Source organism: Namhaeicola litoreus, assembly GCF_042679565.1.
Classification (GTDB): Bacteria; Bacteroidota; Bacteroidia; order Flavobacteriales; family Flavobacteriaceae; genus Namhaeicola; species Namhaeicola litoreus.
On record NZ_JBHTMY010000002.1, the window covers coordinates 396,777 to 413,274 of the forward strand.

Annotated in this window: 16 protein-coding genes; 7 read left to right on the top strand and 9 right to left on the bottom strand. The window is 35.5% G+C overall.

Annotation, left to right across the window (positions count from 1 at the left end; genetic code table 11):
- Positions 1-3: 3 nt before the first annotated feature.
- Positions 4-465, bottom strand: coding sequence for a hypothetical protein (locus ACFQ39_RS03615; protein ID WP_377176545.1), 462 nt, complete (start codon positions 463-465; stop codon positions 4-6).
- A gap of 199 nt (positions 466-664) precedes the next feature.
- On the opposite strand from ACFQ39_RS03615, the gene ACFQ39_RS03620 reads away from it, so the two are divergent.
- Positions 665-952: a hypothetical protein gene (locus tag ACFQ39_RS03620; RefSeq protein WP_377176547.1), complete on the top strand. Its 288-nt coding sequence runs from the start codon at positions 665-667 to the stop codon at positions 950-952.
- 144 nt (positions 953-1,096) lie between these two features.
- Here ACFQ39_RS03620 and ruvC read toward each other — a convergent pair whose 3' ends face one another.
- Positions 1,097-1,651, bottom strand: coding sequence for a crossover junction endodeoxyribonuclease RuvC (gene ruvC / locus ACFQ39_RS03625; RefSeq protein WP_377177530.1), 555 nt, complete (start codon positions 1,649-1,651; stop codon positions 1,097-1,099).
- Positions 1,652-1,892: 241 nt separating this feature from the next.
- Between ruvC and ACFQ39_RS03630 the strand changes: the two genes are divergently transcribed.
- Together ACFQ39_RS03630 and ACFQ39_RS03635 are read left to right on the top strand one after the other, a co-directional pair.
- Positions 1,893-2,663, top strand: a complete 771-nt coding sequence (locus ACFQ39_RS03630) for a hypothetical protein (RefSeq protein ID WP_377176548.1) — start codon at positions 1,893-1,895, stop codon at positions 2,661-2,663.
- 42 nt (positions 2,664-2,705) lie between these two features.
- Complete coding sequence (locus ACFQ39_RS03635; protein WP_377176550.1) at positions 2,706-3,791, top strand: glycosyltransferase family 2 protein; 1,086 nt, start codon at positions 2,706-2,708, stop codon at positions 3,789-3,791.
- Position 3,792: 1 nt separating this feature from the next.
- On the opposite strand, the gene ACFQ39_RS03640 is transcribed toward ACFQ39_RS03635, so the two are convergent.
- Entirely contained in the window at positions 3,793-4,269 is a 477-nt protein-coding gene (locus ACFQ39_RS03640; protein WP_377176552.1) for a hypothetical protein, read from the bottom strand.
- A 202-nt stretch (positions 4,270-4,471) separates the two neighbouring features.
- Here ACFQ39_RS03640 and ACFQ39_RS03645 point away from each other — a divergent pair, with 202 nt between their 5' ends.
- From ACFQ39_RS03645 to ACFQ39_RS03660, 4 genes are read left to right on the top strand one after another with little or no spacing between them, the layout of a single operon-like run.
- Positions 4,472-4,975, top strand: a complete 504-nt coding sequence (locus ACFQ39_RS03645) for a DUF456 domain-containing protein (protein WP_377176554.1) — start codon at positions 4,472-4,474, stop codon at positions 4,973-4,975.
- 20 nt (positions 4,976-4,995) lie between these two features.
- Positions 4,996-6,639 carry an FAD-dependent oxidoreductase gene (locus ACFQ39_RS03650; RefSeq protein ID WP_377176556.1) on the top strand — a complete coding sequence of 548 codons (1,644 nt, stop codon included), beginning with the start codon at positions 4,996-4,998 and terminating at the stop codon, positions 6,637-6,639.
- A 4-nt stretch (positions 6,640-6,643) separates the two neighbouring features.
- On the top strand, positions 6,644-8,374 hold the full coding sequence (locus tag ACFQ39_RS03655; RefSeq protein WP_377176558.1) for a thiamine pyrophosphate-binding protein: 1,731 nt from the start codon (positions 6,644-6,646) through the stop codon (positions 8,372-8,374).
- Between the two features lie 18 nt (positions 8,375-8,392).
- Positions 8,393-9,097: an urease accessory protein UreH domain-containing protein gene (locus ACFQ39_RS03660; RefSeq protein ID WP_377176560.1), complete on the top strand. Its 705-nt coding sequence runs from the start codon at positions 8,393-8,395 to the stop codon at positions 9,095-9,097.
- Here ACFQ39_RS03660 and hypE read toward each other — a convergent pair.
- The 6 genes from hypE to ACFQ39_RS03690 are packed head-to-tail and all read right to left on the bottom strand — an operon-like array spanning position 9,080 to position 16,491.
- Positions 9,080-10,087 (bottom strand): hydrogenase expression/formation protein HypE, encoded by a 1,008-nt coding sequence (hypE, locus tag ACFQ39_RS03665; protein ID WP_377176562.1) that lies wholly within the window; start codon positions 10,085-10,087, stop codon positions 9,080-9,082. The genes ACFQ39_RS03660 and hypE overlap by 18 nt on opposite strands.
- Positions 10,088-10,090: 3 nt before the next feature.
- Positions 10,091-11,173 carry a hydrogenase formation protein HypD gene (gene hypD, locus ACFQ39_RS03670; protein WP_377176564.1) on the bottom strand — a complete coding sequence of 361 codons (1,083 nt, stop codon included), beginning with the start codon at positions 11,171-11,173 and terminating at the stop codon, positions 10,091-10,093.
- Positions 11,170-13,434, bottom strand: coding sequence for a carbamoyltransferase HypF (gene hypF, locus ACFQ39_RS03675; protein WP_377176566.1), 2,265 nt, complete (start codon positions 13,432-13,434; stop codon positions 11,170-11,172). The genes hypD and hypF overlap by 4 nt, the downstream gene beginning before the upstream one ends.
- A gap of 26 nt (positions 13,435-13,460) precedes the next feature.
- Entirely contained in the window at positions 13,461-13,988 is a 528-nt protein-coding gene (locus ACFQ39_RS03680; protein WP_377176568.1) for a hydrogenase maturation protease, read from the bottom strand.
- An 11-nt stretch (positions 13,989-13,999) separates the two neighbouring features.
- Entirely contained in the window at positions 14,000-14,746 is a 747-nt protein-coding gene (gene cybH / locus ACFQ39_RS03685) for a Ni/Fe-hydrogenase, b-type cytochrome subunit (protein ID WP_377176570.1), read from the bottom strand.
- A 17-nt stretch (positions 14,747-14,763) separates the two neighbouring features.
- Positions 14,764-16,491 carry a nickel-dependent hydrogenase large subunit gene (locus ACFQ39_RS03690; protein WP_377176572.1) on the bottom strand — a complete coding sequence of 576 codons (1,728 nt, stop codon included), beginning with the start codon at positions 16,489-16,491 and terminating at the stop codon, positions 14,764-14,766.
- Positions 16,492-16,498 lie beyond the last annotated feature (7 nt).

Below are 16,498 nucleotides of genomic sequence, written 5' to 3' on the forward strand. Positions count from 1 at the left end.
AGGTTACCATAAGAAATATTGTCGAACATATCTTTTGGTAAACAAAATATTTGTCCAAAATTTACGATGAAAAAGCACCAAAGGATTCTGTATAAATGCATCAGGTAAAATATGATACCAGCGATATCCATTTTTCTTAAAATAAGCCTTTGCCTCTTCTGTGTAACCTAAGTCTTTTGTTGCCACCAGCACAGCGTCTCTTTGGCATTTTGAATACATGAAAGGACGAATCAATCTGGTATCAAACCCTCTTTTGTAAAGCGTATCTTTTATTTGCTTATAGTTTTGATATCTGCCAAGTGCATCTGCCTCCGCAAAAAAAGCCAAGCCCAATCCATAGAAGGAAAAAAATAATGACCCAATGTTTTGATATGAAAAAAATGCTGCACCGAACAAACCTTTAAAACCCAAAAAAGCAATGAGGATCCCTATAAAGAAAAATAAATGTAAAAAATAACTTGCCATTACGTATCTAATAAACCTTTTTAAAAAGATTTCTAGTGAGAAAGACTCAGTATGTAGGGGGAAATACTTAAGCATGTCTAAAAGTATTCATTTTTTTTATAAGTTAAAAATTTACAGGGCTATTGCATAAATCACTAACATTCAGTACATTTGTTCTGAACGCTATATTGCAGAAAAATTTAAATTCCCCCAAAACCCCATGTATGTAAATATTTTATCCTTCAAAATAGATGAGAAGGATGGTATCTCAGGAAACGAACTTAGCATGTTCGAAGACAATCTGACCAAAAAACCAAAAGGACTAGATCGTTTTCACATTTTCAAGGATAAGGTAAAAGCCAATAAGTTTTATCTTATTGAATATTGGAAATCTGTTGAACACAAAGACCAAATGGAATCTAATGATAAAACAAGTGTTTTATCTAGAATTCATAAGGTTTCTCAAGATCACCGGTATAAAAAAATCGAGTGCGACGTAGTTATTTAAAAATTTCACACTAACAAACCTTAATTTTTCAACTATCCAACCGAATTGGTCGTCTTGATAATGATTACTATTTCTTTTCTGTGTTTGCCCCCCGAGTAGTAATTGTTTTTTGAGGCGATCTTTTTTTGATATTCTTTTCCAGAATTATTTGACAATGCGCTTTTCATTCTGACTAACAAAAGATGCCCATCCACTATAGCCCTTTGAATTTTCAATTTTTCCTTCATTAAAAAAGTGACAAACAGCCGCTGCTAACCCATCTGTTGCATCAAGGTTTGTTGGCAATGTTTTGATCTTTAACAATTGTTGCAGCATTTTTGCCACTTGCTCTTTACTCGCATTCCCGTTTCCCGTAATCGACATTTTAATTTTTTTAGGAGAATACTCTGTAATCGGCACATCACGACTGAGACCGGCGGCCATTGCCACACCTTGGGCCCGTCCTAGTTTAAGCATTGATTGAATGTTCTTTCCAAAAAAGGGGGCTTCTATGGCAATTTCATCTGGATGATAATTGTCTATTATCTCAATAGTTCTTTCGAATATTTTCCTCAATTTTACATAATGATCATCGTACTTTTTCAAGATTAACTCATCCATTTGGATAAGGCCCATCTGGTTATTTCTGACCAATATCAAACCGAAACCCATAATAGTAGTTCCTGGGTCAATCCCTAATATGATCTTTTCTGTTGGCAAATTCGAAGTTAATTTTAAAGAAACACTGATTAAAATATTTTGTTTCTTTGTGTAAATGTACAATAACTTATCAAAATACAAATCGGAACTCACCTGGCTGTTAAAAGCGGCAATTTTAATTTGTTCATTTGGTGTTATTGCTCTTAAAATAAAAGGAAATGACACCCTTTCTAGTCTGAATATGTCTGCCTGGCAAATCCATTTTACAAAAAATAAATTGACCCTTCTAGTTATCCTTTTTATGACTTTTTGCAATTGGTTTTTGGAAATATTTAAATGGAAAACGCTGGTGAGCAACATTCGAAATATTACATTTTTAGAAGCCCTTGAACAAAGTTTATCCTCTTTAACCGCCTCACTTTTAACGCCAAATAGAATTGGCGAGTATGGTGCTAAAGTCCTTTATTACAGACGTTGTGATAGAAAAAAAATAATGGCACTCAATTTATTGGGAAATAGTTCTCAGATGGTCATAACCCTATTTTTTGGTTTGATCGGAGTACTTTTTCTTACAGAATATTTCCTCGATTTGTATTGGATTATTGCAGGCTTTAGTCTATTCAGCCTGGTATTTTTATTATGTTACCCCTATTTGAGATCTGGACGATTCTTTCATTTTTTTCAAAAATTTTTTTCATTTTACCGGAATATGGGAATGAGGACACATCTCAATATCCTGTTTTTAAGCGTGTTTAGGTATTTGGTTTTTTCGCATCAGTTCTATTTTTTACTAGTTTTATTTGGTCTTGAACTAAATTATTTTCTAAGCATGCAAATCATTTTTTCAATGTATTTTTTTAGTTCTCTAATTCCGGGATTTGTGGCTTTGGATTTTTTGATCAAAGGATCTGTGGCGCTTACTCTTTTTGGCCTTTTTGGTGTGAATGAATCAATCATTTTAACGGTTACAACACTTATGTGGTTATTAAATTTTGCGCTACCCTCCATTTTAGGAAGCTATTATGTTTGTCGTTTTTCTTTACCTAAATCAGTTAAAGTACCCATTAAATAATTGATCCTATTTGTCTTCATCCCGCTGTTTTTTTACGTACTGATGCTCTTTTTTTTCAGTATGGGTTACAGACGACTCAGTATATTTCCCAGTTCAGAAAACATAAATGAAAGCAAATTCTCAATTTTAATCCCTTTTCGGAATGAAGGCGAACAGCTACCTGGTTTATTACAAAGTCTGGATCAATTAGATTATCCTAAAAAAAACTTTGAAGTATGGATGATCAATGATGAATCGTCTGACAATTCACTGGAAGCCATACATACCTTTACATCTGATAACCCGAATTTACAGATCCGGATTATCGACAACAATCGAAAGACGAATTCTGCAAAAAAAGATGCCATTCTATCTGGCATTGAACTGTCTAATTTTAATTGGATCATTACCACCGATGCAGACTGTCGGGTGCCAGAAAATTGGTTGAAGCTCTACGACCAAGCCATCAAAACATATGAACCTGTTCTGCTTGCTGCACCGGTTGGGTATACCAATATTAAAAACACAGTTTTAGATCAAATACAATTTTTTGAATTTTTAAGTCTTCAAATTATCACCATTGGCGCATTTGGTTTGGGTAAACCATTTATGTGCAATGGCGCTAATCTGTGTTATCATAAAACTACTTTTTTGTCTCTGAACGGATTCGAAGGAAATGAGGATTTTGCTGGCGGAGACGATCTTTTTTTGATGGAAAAAATGCTTGAACAATATCCAAAAAGTGTTCATTTTATAAAACATAAGGATTGCATGGTGAATACGAAAACAGAAAATTCTTGGAATGCCTTTTTCTCTCAGAGAATTCGCTGGGCCGCAAAGTCTGGAGGATATAAAAAAAGGATTGGTAAACTTACAGGATTGATTGTTTTTTTTGGCAACCTTACTTTGGTCGTTTTACTATTATCAGCATTTTTTTACCCTCAAATATGGGCTTTTGCCCTCCTCAGTATTATTATAAAAATACTTGCTGATCTATCCTTAATAGTTAATGGTAAAGTGTTGTTCAACAGACCCATTGTTCCACTATTTTTTTTAGTTTCTAGCTTGATTTATCCCTTCTTAAATGTGTATATAGGCTTTCAATCATTCTTTGGCTTTACATGGAAAGAGAGGCGCTATCAAAAATAAATCAAGATTTTACTTTGATGATTATAGGTAATGTAAAAACAGAATGAACAGGAATTCCTCTTTTTGTTGAAGATTGCAAAAAAGTTGGGAATTTCTCAACTTCATCCCTAAAAATAGTATCAAAATCAGGAATTTCTTTTTTCACCAGTTCGGATAATTGCAAGTCTTTAACGTACATTTTTCCTGTATTTTCAAATCCAATACGAGCGTAAATGGTGTCATTAAATTCTGTATAAACTTCAAAAACATGTTCGTTTATTCTCTCTTCCAACTCTTCCTTTAAAGTTTGCTCAAAGCAATAATTTTGGGTGGATGAATCAAAATTCTGACATGTTTCAAAAAGCGGATATACATCTACAGTAGACAAGTCTAAAATAGTGTCTAAAGTGATTTGTTGGGTAGTTTTTTGGGGATTCGAAATCATTTCGCATGAAAGCAAAGTAAGCAAAACAAGTCCAAAAAAGCCCCATTTAAACATTTGAGATGATTACAATTGGGTGAAAGTACAAATATTTTAATTGATTATTGTTTTTTGTTAAAAATGAATGATAAAATCCCAAAATAGAGCCAAATATGCCATTTTTGACATGATAATAAATCGGCCTACACCCGATTATTATCTCGATTATTCAGCTTTCAATCAAAATAAAATTCATACTTTTTAAATCTAATTTATGCTCATGGATATATTTTTACTCATCGTTGGTTTTATATTTTGTCTGATCGGAATTGTTGGTGCTCTTTTACCTGTTTTACCAGGGCCTTTTATGGGATGGATAGGTATTTTACTTCTCTATTTTACTTCGCCTATTGATATGAATTACTGGATTATAGGTATCACTTTATTTATTTCGATCCTCATACAAGTTCTAGACTATGTCATTCCGGCCATGGGTACAAAAAAATTTGGCGGTACAAAATACGGTGCATATGGAACAACCATTGGTTTGATTATAGGCCTTCTTGTTCCAATACCCTTTGGATTTGTTATTGGAGCATTCGTTGGCGCTTTTGTTGGAGAAATGATTCACGATTCTAAAAATCCAAATCGAGCTGGCAAAGCAGCCATTGGAAGTTTTCTTGGATTTTTGGCTTCTACTACTTTAAAATTGATTGTTAGTGTTGCGTTTACTGGAATTTTCATCCAACAAGCACTGACAAATTGGGATAATTTGGTAAATTAACCTCAAAGTAAAATTTTGTTTTGACTGCTCATTCTAAAAATAATTATTCAGCTGATATCGCCATTATTGGAGGTGGAATTTCAGGTATCGTAACCGCTCTTGAATTACTCGATTCGGGTAAAAAAATTATCCTCTTCGACCGGGATATTGAAGAAAATTTTGGCGGTTTAGCAAAAGAATCTTTTGGGGGAATGTTTTTTGTAAACTCTCCTCAACAACGTTTTTCGAAAATCAATGACAGTATTGAAAATGCGATAAAGGATTGGTTTTCGTTCGCAGAATTTGATCAAGATGAAAAGTGGGGAAAGCTTTGGGCTAAATCATTTATAGAAGAGAATCATTTGCTGTACCAATGGTTAAAAAATAGAAAAATCAAGTTTTTCCCCATTGTGCATTGGGTTGAAAGAGGGTTGGATGTCCCTGGAAATTCTGTTCCGAGATTTCATATGGTTTGGGGCACTGGACATGGATTGATGGAAGCAATTCTATCATCACTCAAAGCGCATATGAATTTCAAAAACTTAACCATATACTTTGAGCATTTTGTTGAAGATTTTAATCTTGCAAATGGAAAAATTTCTGCCATTAATGGTGTAAATGAAAAAACAAAGGAAGACTTCGTTTGTCATGCAGATGAATTTGTGGTAGCTACCGGCGGGATCAATGGAAATATAGAAAAGGTAAAACAGTATTGGCACAAAGAATGGAATAAACCACCGGAAAAAATTCTAAATGGTTCTCATCAATACTCTGATGGGATCATCCATGAAAAAGTAGAGAAATTAGGCGGAAATATCGTTCATTTAGATCATATGTGGAATTATGCGGCAGGCATCCCACATCCTTATCCTAAAAGAGAAAATCACGGACTCAGTTTGGTTCCACCAAAATCTGCACTTTGGTTAAATTATATGGGAGAAAGAATAGGCCCAAAACCTTTGATAACAGCTTATGACACTCGGTATTTGGTCACAAAAATTTGTGAACAAGAAAAACAATACTCTTGGCAGATCTTGAATAAAAAAATAGCTCTTAAAGAACTAGCTGTTTCGGGAGCAGAATTTAATGATGGCATAAAAAATAAAAGCCTTTTTGGTTTCTTGTCAACCATCCTTTTTGGAAATAAAAAATTGATCAGTTCGCTGGAAGAAGATTCTCCCAATTACATTGTAGCAAATAGTATCGAAGCGTTGGCAGATAAAATGAATAGCCTTACAGGTACAAATGACGTGAATGTAGACATCCTCAAGGCATCTATAAAAAGTTACGATATAAATTTTGAAAAAGGAAAAGACCCTTTAAAAGATGAGCAGATCCGATTGATTAGCAAAGCCAGAGAATATAGAGGAGATAAAGCAAGGACCTTAAAGCCTCAACCCTTAGATCAAAAAAATGCCTATCCGCTTATTGCTATTAGGGAGTTTATTCTTTCAAGAAAAAGTTTGGGTGGAATACAAACAAATTTACAATCTCAAGTATTGTCTATTCCTGATAAAAATAATGAACAAAAAGCATTTCATAATTTATACGCTGTGGGAGAAGCTGCCGGTTTTGGAGGTGGTGGATCACATGGAAAAAGAGCTTTAGAAGGAACTTTTCTAACAACTTGTATTTTTACAGCGCAAAAAGCAGCTGAACACATTACTAAAAAAATTTTAAAATAGAGCCATGCAAAAAACCGGAGCACAATTAGTTGTTTATGCCTTAGAGCAGATCGGCGTAAAATTTACATTTGGAATTCCCGGCGTACACAATATCGAATTGTACGATGAAGTAAATAATTCCGAACAGATCGAACCAATTTTGGTCACCCATGAAGGCGGTGCATCGTTTATGGCCTTGGGCTCTTCATGCACCTCAGATCAGATAGGCACTTTAATGATTGTTCCGGCGGCGGGAACAACCCATGCCATGAGCGGAATTGGCGAAGCTTTTTTAGATGGTATTCCCATGCTTGTTATTTCTGGCGGCACCAGACTAGATACCGGAAGGCATTACCAATTACATCAACTCAATCAAGGCAATTTGGTCAAAGAAATTACCAAAGCATATTTTAAAATTACTTCACACGAAGAGGCAATTTCAACGATTTATAAAGCTTTTGATATTGCTACCTCTGGTGAACCCGGACCAGTTTTTATCGAAGTTCCTACAGAGATACAAATGTTTAAAGGCGAAGTCAAATCTTTGCCTTCCTATAAGAAAAATATCACTAACCCAGAATTTGATCAAAGTGCTTTGGTTGCAGCTGCAGAACTATTAACTAAAGCAAAAAATCCAGGTATCTATATAGGTTGGGGTGCAGCAGGAGCTACCAAAGAACTTATTGAAATTGCTGAAACAATTGGCGCACCCGTATCAACAACCCTTCAGGGTAAAGCGTCCTTTCCTGCATCACACCCTTTGCACACAGGGTTTGGTTTTGGACCAAATTCAGTTCCTGCTTGTCAAAAAGCTTTTAAGAATTGTGATGCCCTATTAGCGGTTGGTGTTAGATTTTCAGAAATAGGTACGGGTAGTTTTGGCGTAAGCGTACCTGAAAACCTCATTCATATAGATATCAATCAAGCCGTTTTTCATAAGAATTATCCTGCAAAAATTGCCATTCAGGCAGATGCCAAAGAAGCTTTAGAGATGTTATCTAAAATCTTAAAAACAACTGCGATCAAAAGAGACTCAAAAGATCTTCAGGAGCTCATAAAAAAAGAAAAACAAGAATACTTTAAGGAATGGCATGTTTCTGTAAACAAAGAAAAAGTTAGTCCGGGACATTTTTTTAATTCACTGACAAAACACACCAATGACGACACTTTTTTTATTGTTGATGATGGCAAACACACTTATTTAGCCGCAGAACTTTTACCTGTAAACAAAGCCAGACATTTTGTTTCTCCTACTGATTTTAATTGTATGGGCTTTTGTGTTCCTGCCGTAATTGGTGCAAAATTGCACAATCCAAACAATCAAGTTATCGGTATAGTAGGTGATGGTGGTTTTTTAATGACCGGATTAGAAACCTTGACCGCTTCTACTCAAAGATTAGGTGTCATTTATTTTATTTTTCATGATGGCGAGTTGGGACAAATTTCTCAGTTTCAAAAAATTCCACTAAAGCGAAAAGTAGCTACGGTTATTGGAAATGTGCAGTTTAAAGGAATTGCAGATGCCGTAGGTGCAGCATATTATCCTATCCTTAATGATCTTGATTTGGAGCAGCAAATGAATGCCATTTTTAATCATCCAAACAAAGAACAACCAATTATCGTAGATGTGAAAATAGACTATTCTAAAAAAACTTATATGACAAAAGGAGTGGTAAAAGTAAACTTAGCGAGATTTAGTTTAAAAGAAAAAATACGCTTTTTAGGTAGAGCAGCAAAACGACACTTAATGGGTTAATTTTAATTAGTTTACGCTATGCAGTTTACATTTTTTGCAGGTTTGTTGGCCTCTATTTTACATGTCCTTTCTGGTCCAGATCATTTGGCAGCGGTTACTCCTTTTGCCATAGAAACAAAACGCAAGGCATGGAAAGTTGGTTTGTTTTGGGGGATTGGTCATTTAGCAGGAATGATTGTTATTGGACTCTTATTCTATTTCTTTAGAGAGCTTATCCCAGTTGAAAAAATTTCTAATTATAGCGAGCAATTGGTAGGCATTGTTCTCATATTTATCGGAATTGCTTCTTTGTACAAGATTTTTAAAGAAAAAAGAAAACATAAACACTTGCACATTCATGCCCATAATCCAAAAATACATACACATCCGCATCAACACCATGACACTACCGGACATCACCATGCACATCATTCAGAAAAGAAACAAAACTTACTTAGCTCCTTTTTGATTGGATTTTTACATGGATTGGCGGGTATTGCCCATTTCATTTTATTTTTACCTGTGTTAGGTTTTGAAAAAACAAGTGATGCATTGTTGTATATTTTTGGATTTGCGCTGGGAATATTAATTGCAATGATTGCGTATGCAGCCGTAATTGGGAGGGTTTCATCACTTGCAAAAAACGAGCACAATGATTATTTTTTCAATGGAATTCGATTGATGGGTGGCATTTTTGCACTGATTATTGGGGTCTATTGGTTGCTCTCAACAAATCCGGGGTAACTGTTCTCCGAGCAAAGGAGTGACAATTCTTTTTCCGCCAATCACACTATTCATTACTACTTTATGAGGATGGTCCTTTGTGAATTCACCAATCGTTTGACTGTTTTTACCTTTACTTTTAGATCGCAACAGGGTTAATACTGCTGATTCGATTTCTGGATCTACAATGGCCAAAAACAGACCTTCATTTGCTACATAAAGCGGATCTAAACCGAGTAATTCACATACGGCTTTTACCTGTTTATCTATGGGTAATTTATTCTCTTTTAAAGTGATTCCTAAACTGGTTTCTCCTGAAATTTCCGAAAGAACGCTGGCCACACCTCCACGCGTAGGATCTCTAAAAAGTTTGATTTTTTCACCAAATGCGTCTAACAAATCTTCCACGAGTTCATGTAAATGAGTCGTATCACTTTCAATTTCTGATTCAAAAGTGAGACCTTCTCTCTGAGACATAATGGCTATCCCGTGCTGAGCAATATTTCCATTGATAATAATTTTATCTCCCTCCTTAATTCTATCTATTGAAATATCTGCCTTAGAATGCATAGGTCCAAAACCTGTTGTATTGATAAATATTTTATCACCCTTTCCTCGTTCAACCACTTTTGTATCACCTGTTATAATTTCAACCTTACACAACGCTGCGGCTTGTTTGATGGATTGGATAATTCGCTTGAAATCCTCCATCAAAAGACCTTCTTCTATGATAAAACTGAGCGTAAGAAATTTAGGAATCGCACCACACATTGCTACATCATTCACCGTTCCGTTTATAGCCAAATCACCAATATTTCCTCCTTTAAAAAATATAGGCGAAACCACAAAACTATCTGTCGATATCGCCATTTTACCATTCAGTTTTACTACAGATCCATCATGTTTTTTATCCAAATATGGATTGGAAAATGCCTCAAAAATAAGCTCATCGAGTAATTCTTTTGTCATGATTCCTCCACTTCCATGACCTAACTGTATTCGATCTTCCATAGTTTAAAAATTTGAAAAATGATAATAGGCAGCACAGGCACCTTCTGAAGAAACCATTGGCGCACCCAAAGGATTTTTGGGATGACATCCCTTTGCAAATTCCGAACATTCATGTGGCTTCTTAATCCCCCTAAGCACTTCTCCGGCAATACATTTTGTGTTTTCGGGTGAATTGATTTCTTGCACACTAAATTTTAGCTCTGCGTCAAACCCAGAAAATTCAGGACGAAGTTTATAGCCACTTCGCGGAATTAAACCTATTCCTCGCCATTTTCTATCTGTAACTTCAAAGACTTGTGCAATGATTTTCTTTGCTGGCAAATTGCCTTCTCTATTTACAACGCGCGCGTACTGATTCTCTACTTTTGCGTCTCCTTTTTCCAACTGACAAACAGCGAGATAAATTCCCTGGACCAAATCCAAAGGTTCAAATCCGGTAATCACTATGGGTATATTATATTTTTTACTCAAAGGTTCATATTCTTTGTAACCCATGATGGCACAAACATGACCTGCCCCTAAAAACGCATCTATACTGCTAAATTCATCATCAAGAATTGCTTCCATAGCAGGAGGAACAAGCACATGTGACACCAATAAAGAAAAATTCTTGATATTTTCCTTCTGTGCATGAAGAACAGAAAGCGCATTGGCCGGTGCTGTCGTTTCAAAACCTACGGCAAAAAAAACAACTTCTTTGTCAGGATTTTCTTTCGCAATAGTTACCGCTTCTAAGGGCGAATATAAAATTCTTAAATCTCCACCTTTAGACTTGGTTTCCAGCAAACTTTTACCGCTTCCTGGTACCCGAATCATATCTCCAAATGAACATACAATGACCCCTCTTTCAAGCAACTCAATGGCCTTATCAATAAGATTTAATGGAGTGACGCAAACCGGACAACCGGGACCGTGAATCATTTGAATTTGAGGTGGTAATAGTTCAAGTAAACCATTTTTGACAAAACCATGAGTTTGACCTCCACAAATCTCCATGATCTTCCAATCTCTTGTAACGACCTCCTCAATCTTTTTTAAATAAGATTGAGTCGCTTTTAGGTTTCTATATTCGGTTAAGTGCTTCATGATCCCAATTTCTCGATGTGTAGAGCGTACATCATTTGACCAAAAGAAATATTTTCATCATTTGGAGAAAAACTTTCGTTAAAGTACAAATTATATTCTTTTCCTTTTAAATCGATCAATAAATCAACAAGGCTAGCGTTTTGAAAAACACCACCACTAAGTGCAATTTCTTTTACCTTTTGTTTTTCTGCCATGTAAAAAATGATTTTTGCCAAGGTAAACATAAACTTAGACAATATTTTTTCTTGAGAAATACCCTTTTGCAAATCTTTAAAAATCGATTTTATAATAAGTTTTGGAGAAATATTTTTGCTGTTCTTTTTAAAAGGGTAAAATTCTTCTTTATCAAAATCCAATGAAACTATATTGTTTTCCAGCAAAATGGCCGCTTCACCTACATAACTGTTTAGATCACAAATCCCTAGTAAAGACGCGACCGCATCAAAAAGCCGGCCCACAGATGATGTTTTGAGCTGATTTTTCTTGAGTATAACATGGTACAACTTTAGTTCTTCATTCGTAAATTTTGTGGCTAAAAGATCTGACATGGTTTCATCGGCCAAAGAAAGTAAAGAGAGACGGGGCTCAAGAGACATCTTATCTCCTGCCAACCAGTTAAAATATTCAAAATGTCCAACTCGTTCGATCTCTTTATTTTCATACAAAAAGAACTCACCTCCCCATATCTGAGCATCGCTTCCAAAACCTGTTCCGTCCCAAACTACACCCAAAACCCTGTCATGATCAAATAATGTATGTTCGCCTAATACCGAAGCAAAATGAGCTATATGATGTTGAACTTTGATTAAATGGCTATTAAATTTTTTAGATAATTCTTTCCCAAAAAGTGAACTTTGGTAAGCCGGATGAGCGTCAATCAATAAAAGCTCTGGTCTTTGCTCAAACAATTCCAAAAAATAAGAAGTTGTTTTTGTAAATCTTTGATAAACTTCAAAATGGTCCAAATTTCCCAAATATTGACTCACATATATATGATCGTTTGGCAGAAATGCGATGGTACTTTTTAGATGGGCGCCCAAAGCCAATATAGTTTTTTTAGACTTTTCTTTAAATCCAAAGTAACTTGGAGCTAGCCCACGTGATCTTCTAAAAATTATTTTTTGCTTGTTTTTTGAAGAATATTTAATCACAGAATCGTCTTGTGGGTTAAAAATATTTAGATCATGTACCAAAAAAAAATCTGCAACTCCGATGAGTTCTCCAAAGGCCACTCCGTTTTCTGATAGAATTGGCGACCCATGTATATTTCCACTGGTTGCAACGAGAGGTATTTGTAAAGTTTCAGATAGAAGTTTTAAAATTCCAGTATATGGCAACATGACCCCTATTTGCTTTAATCCGGGAGCAATGTGATTTAATAATAAATCATTTTTAGATTTGAGATGAGATAAAATTACGACGGGAGAAACTGAATTTCCTAAAAGTTGTTCTTCTTCATCACAGATTTTAAAATGTTCTTTAACCAACGTTAAACTTGGATAAAGAATTGCAAAGGGTTTATTTGGTCTTCTCTTTCTTTTCCTCAAATTTTGGATTGCCTCTTTATTTCTTGCATCACAACACAACAAAAAGCCAGATGTGTTTTTTAATGCTAAAATGGCTCCATCCAAAATAACTTGTCCAATTTCTGTGAAAATATTAGAAACGTTGGTTGATAATATTTCGCCATTTGTGTCTGCTAAACAGAGTTGAAACCCACAATCTGAGCAGGTGTTAGTTTGTGAATGAAATCTGCGATTGCTTGGCGCTTCATATTCCGCTGTACAATTTTCACACATCACCTTTTCAGCTAATGTTGTGTTTGCTCTATCAAATGGAAAATTCTTTGTGACAGACCATCTGGGACCGCAATTGACACAGGTTGTAAACGGATAATTAAATCGCTTATTATTTTGATCTAATAATTCAGATTGACAATCTTTACAAATAGCAAAATCAGGGGTTAGTGGAAGGTTTAATTTTTCCGACTTAGAACTCTTCAAAATTTTAAAAGAATCAAAATTAAAGTCTGGAATCTGTTTAATTGATTGGTCTTTAATCAATGCCAAAGGAGGCGGTTTAAGTATGATCTCTTGATAGAATTGATGCACCAAATTATCACATCCAGTAGCTTGAATAATCACTCCATTTTCATTATTCGAGACAAAACCTTTTAAACCGTGCTTTTTTGCTAAATTAAAAACAAAAGGTCGGAAACCGACCCCTTGTACTTGACCACTAAATGAAATTTCGAAAGTCATAAACTGATATACAAGTTTTACAATTTCTAATTTAATGTTTTACTCGTTATCTGTTGACTTAATATTTTGATTTGACTGATTAAATGAGGTATCGATTCTCTTACTTTAGGAGAAAGTCCTACTTCCATTGGCATTATTTCATCTATGGAAACTGTAAATAGGAAGAGTTCCGGAATCTTATCCATGAGATATACAGATTCTATCATATCCTTCAAACCTACATCATGAACACTTAATGCTGACGGAAAATCGCTGGCAAATCTTGGCTTTATAAGACTTATTGTCCCTGCTGGTTTTCCATCCATGGTTGCATCAACCATAATAATGATTGGATAGGTCTCAAAATAATTTAGCAATAAAAAGCCTCCAGTTCCCCCATCTAATAAGTCAATATTTTCTGGTAAATCCGTTCTGAGCAATTCTTCGATTAGATGAACACCAACACCTTCATCACCCATGAGGTAATTTCCTACACCCATTACCAAGACACTAGCTGATTTGTCTTTTTCAAAATAGTAAGCATCACTGCTCACTGCTAAAGGTTGTTCTCTCATGATACGTCAATTTATTCCTCAGGAATGATATCTTCAACTCTTGGAGAAGGTTTTGTGTCTTCGATATCTCTTTTCACTCTTTCTTCACTCACAAACTTGTAACCTCCAAACATGGAAGATACCTCTCCTCTGCCCTCCAACCAATCGTGATAAAAAACCAGATACACATGTACAAAAGTGAAAAATATAAAGCCCCACATGGCAATATGGTGTACTTGCCTTACGGCAAAATCACCGCCTAATAATGGAGTTACCCAACTAAAAAGTTTTGGTAACCACCAGGATGCTGTATCAGCGTAAAGAGCAAATCCGGTAAAAACCTGAATTAAAGCGAGAATAAAAAGTGCGATATAAGATAATGCTGCAACACTATTATGACCAATACTAATATTCTTTATATCATGGATCTTTTCATTTTGCAGGAGGATATCTATTTTCAATACATGAGAAATATTGCGCAAACCCTTTTTGTCAAAAGGTAAAAAAGCTCTCCAATTAGCATATCTATTTCCCACAAACGACCAATAAATACGTAAGATCATATTGAAAAAGAAAATATAAGCCGCAGTAAAGTGAATAAATCTGACAATACCAAATGAGTGGAGATTAGTTGCCTCTTCATTTGACAATAAAGCAGGAGGATCGGCGATAATAAAACCTGTTACCGTTAGGGCGAATATACATAGAACATTGATCCAATGAAATATTCTAACCGGTAGCTCCCAAACATAAACACGTTTAAAATTTTTGGTTTTCATGGTAATCTGTTTTAGTTCTAAGTGCAGCTCGAAATATTATTGACCTGCGAAATATGCTTCCCATGTTCGTCATATAAATGGACAGCACAAGCAATACATGGATCAAAAGAATGTATAGTTCTGATGATTTCTAAGGGTAATTCAGGATCTGCTACCGGAGTACCAATTAAAGTAGATTCATAAGCAGATCTTTGTCCGTTTGGATCTCGAGGTGAAGCATTCCAAGTTGATGGTACCACTTGCTGATAATTTTCTGTTTTACCATCCTTTATTTTGATCCAATGTGCCAAGGCACCCCTCGGAGCTTCCATATATCCTACGCCCTTAGTCTCTGCCGGCCAGGTTTTTGGATCCCAGTTTTCTGTGTTTGCCATTCTTTCATCTCCATTTCTGATATTGTTGAGCAGGCTTTTGTAAAATTCCATTGTCCAATTTGCCACCAACTGGGTTTCAATTCCTCGAGCTGCAGTTCTTCCCAAAGTAGAAAATAGTGCCTCTACAGGTACATCTAAATGAGTTAAGGCTCCATTTACAGCATCTTGAATTTCTTTGTTTCCACGACCATACCCAACGAGTAAGCGGGCTAGTGGACCAACTTCCATTGGTTTACCTCGCCAACGAGGTGTTTTAATAAAACTGTATTTTTCAGAAACATCTAAAAATTCATATGGAGGTTTTGGCCCAGTATAATTTAAATTTGTTTCTCCTTCCCACGGATGTTTTCCAACTTTATTTCCATCGGGATAATCATACCAAGAATTATTGATGAATTCTTCAATATCTCCATTTCTATGGTCGACATCGTGCACTTTACTTAAATCTCTGTTTAAAATTACACCCTGTGGAAATTTAAAGTTTGAGACGTCTGCATATCCATTCGTAGGAAAATCTCCATAAGACATATAATTTCCAAAACCTTTTCCAATGGCACCCCAATCTTTGTAAAATGATGCTATTGCCAATAAATCAGGAATATAAACTTGTTCGATAAATTCTTTTCCCTCTTGTAACAACTTCCCGACAAAAGCAAGTCTTTCTGCATTTAATCCACCTGGATTTTCAGAATTAATCGCACAAGCCATTCCACCAACTAAATAGTTTGGATGTGGATTTTTACCTCCAAAAATGGTATGTACTTTTACAATTTCCTTTTGCCAATCTAGGGCTTCCAAATAATGCGCTACTGCCAATAAATTAACCTCTGCAGGTAATTTCATTTGTGGATGTCCCCAATAGCCATTAGCAAAAATTCCCAACTGACCACTTTCTACAAATTTTTGAATCCGCTTCTGGATATCTGAAAAATACCCTGGCGAACTCTTTGGCCAATTTGAAATACTCTGTGCTATTTCTGATGTTTTTTTGGGATCAGCTTTTAACGAATTTACTACGTCTACCCAATCAAGGGCATGCAAATGATAAAAATGAACCGCATGATCATGCATATAAAGTGCTCCTTCCATAATATTTCGCACCAATTCTGCATTCTGTGGCACCGCAATGCCCAAAGCATCTTCAACGGCCCTTACAGAAGTTAGTGCATGTACCGTGGTACAAACGCCACAGGTTCTTTGCACAAAGGCCCAAACATCTCTGGGATCTCTTCCTTTTACTATATTTTCGATACCCCTTACCATGGTACTCGAGCTGTAGGCGTCTACAATTTTACCATCTTTTATTTCAGCTTCTATTCTTAAATGACCCTCGATTCTTGTAACAGGATCAACAACAATTCTATTTGACATGATATGC

Coding starts and splice junctions, on each gene's coding strand:
- ACFQ39_RS03615 (WP_377176545.1), bottom strand. CDS start 465: ATGGCAAGTTATTTTTTACATTTATTTTTCTTTATAGGGATCCTCATT.
- ACFQ39_RS03620 (WP_377176547.1), top strand. CDS start 665: ATGTATGTAAATATTTTATCCTTCAAAATAGATGAGAAGGATGGTATC.
- ACFQ39_RS03630 (WP_377176548.1), top strand. CDS start 1,893: ATGACTTTTTGCAATTGGTTTTTGGAAATATTTAAATGGAAAACGCTG.
- ACFQ39_RS03635 (WP_377176550.1), top strand. CDS start 2,706: ATGCTCTTTTTTTTCAGTATGGGTTACAGACGACTCAGTATATTTCCC.
- ACFQ39_RS03640 (WP_377176552.1), bottom strand. CDS start 4,269: ATGTTTAAATGGGGCTTTTTTGGACTTGTTTTGCTTACTTTGCTTTCA.
- ACFQ39_RS03645 (WP_377176554.1), top strand. CDS start 4,472: ATGGATATATTTTTACTCATCGTTGGTTTTATATTTTGTCTGATCGGA.
- ACFQ39_RS03655 (WP_377176558.1), top strand. CDS start 6,644: ATGCAAAAAACCGGAGCACAATTAGTTGTTTATGCCTTAGAGCAGATC.
- ACFQ39_RS03660 (WP_377176560.1), top strand. CDS start 8,393: ATGCAGTTTACATTTTTTGCAGGTTTGTTGGCCTCTATTTTACATGTC.
- hypE (WP_377176562.1), bottom strand. CDS start 10,087: ATGGAAGATCGAATACAGTTAGGTCATGGAAGTGGAGGAATCATGACA.
- hypD (WP_377176564.1), bottom strand. CDS start 11,173: ATGAAGCACTTAACCGAATATAGAAACCTAAAAGCGACTCAATCTTAT.
- hypF (WP_377176566.1), bottom strand. CDS start 13,434: ATGACTTTCGAAATTTCATTTAGTGGTCAAGTACAAGGGGTCGGTTTC.
- ACFQ39_RS03680 (WP_377176568.1), bottom strand. CDS start 13,988: ATGAGAGAACAACCTTTAGCAGTGAGCAGTGATGCTTACTATTTTGAA.
- cybH (WP_377176570.1), bottom strand. CDS start 14,746: ATGAAAACCAAAAATTTTAAACGTGTTTATGTTTGGGAGCTACCGGTT.
- ACFQ39_RS03690 (WP_377176572.1), bottom strand. CDS start 16,491: ATGTCAAATAGAATTGTTGTTGATCCTGTTACAAGAATCGAGGGTCAT.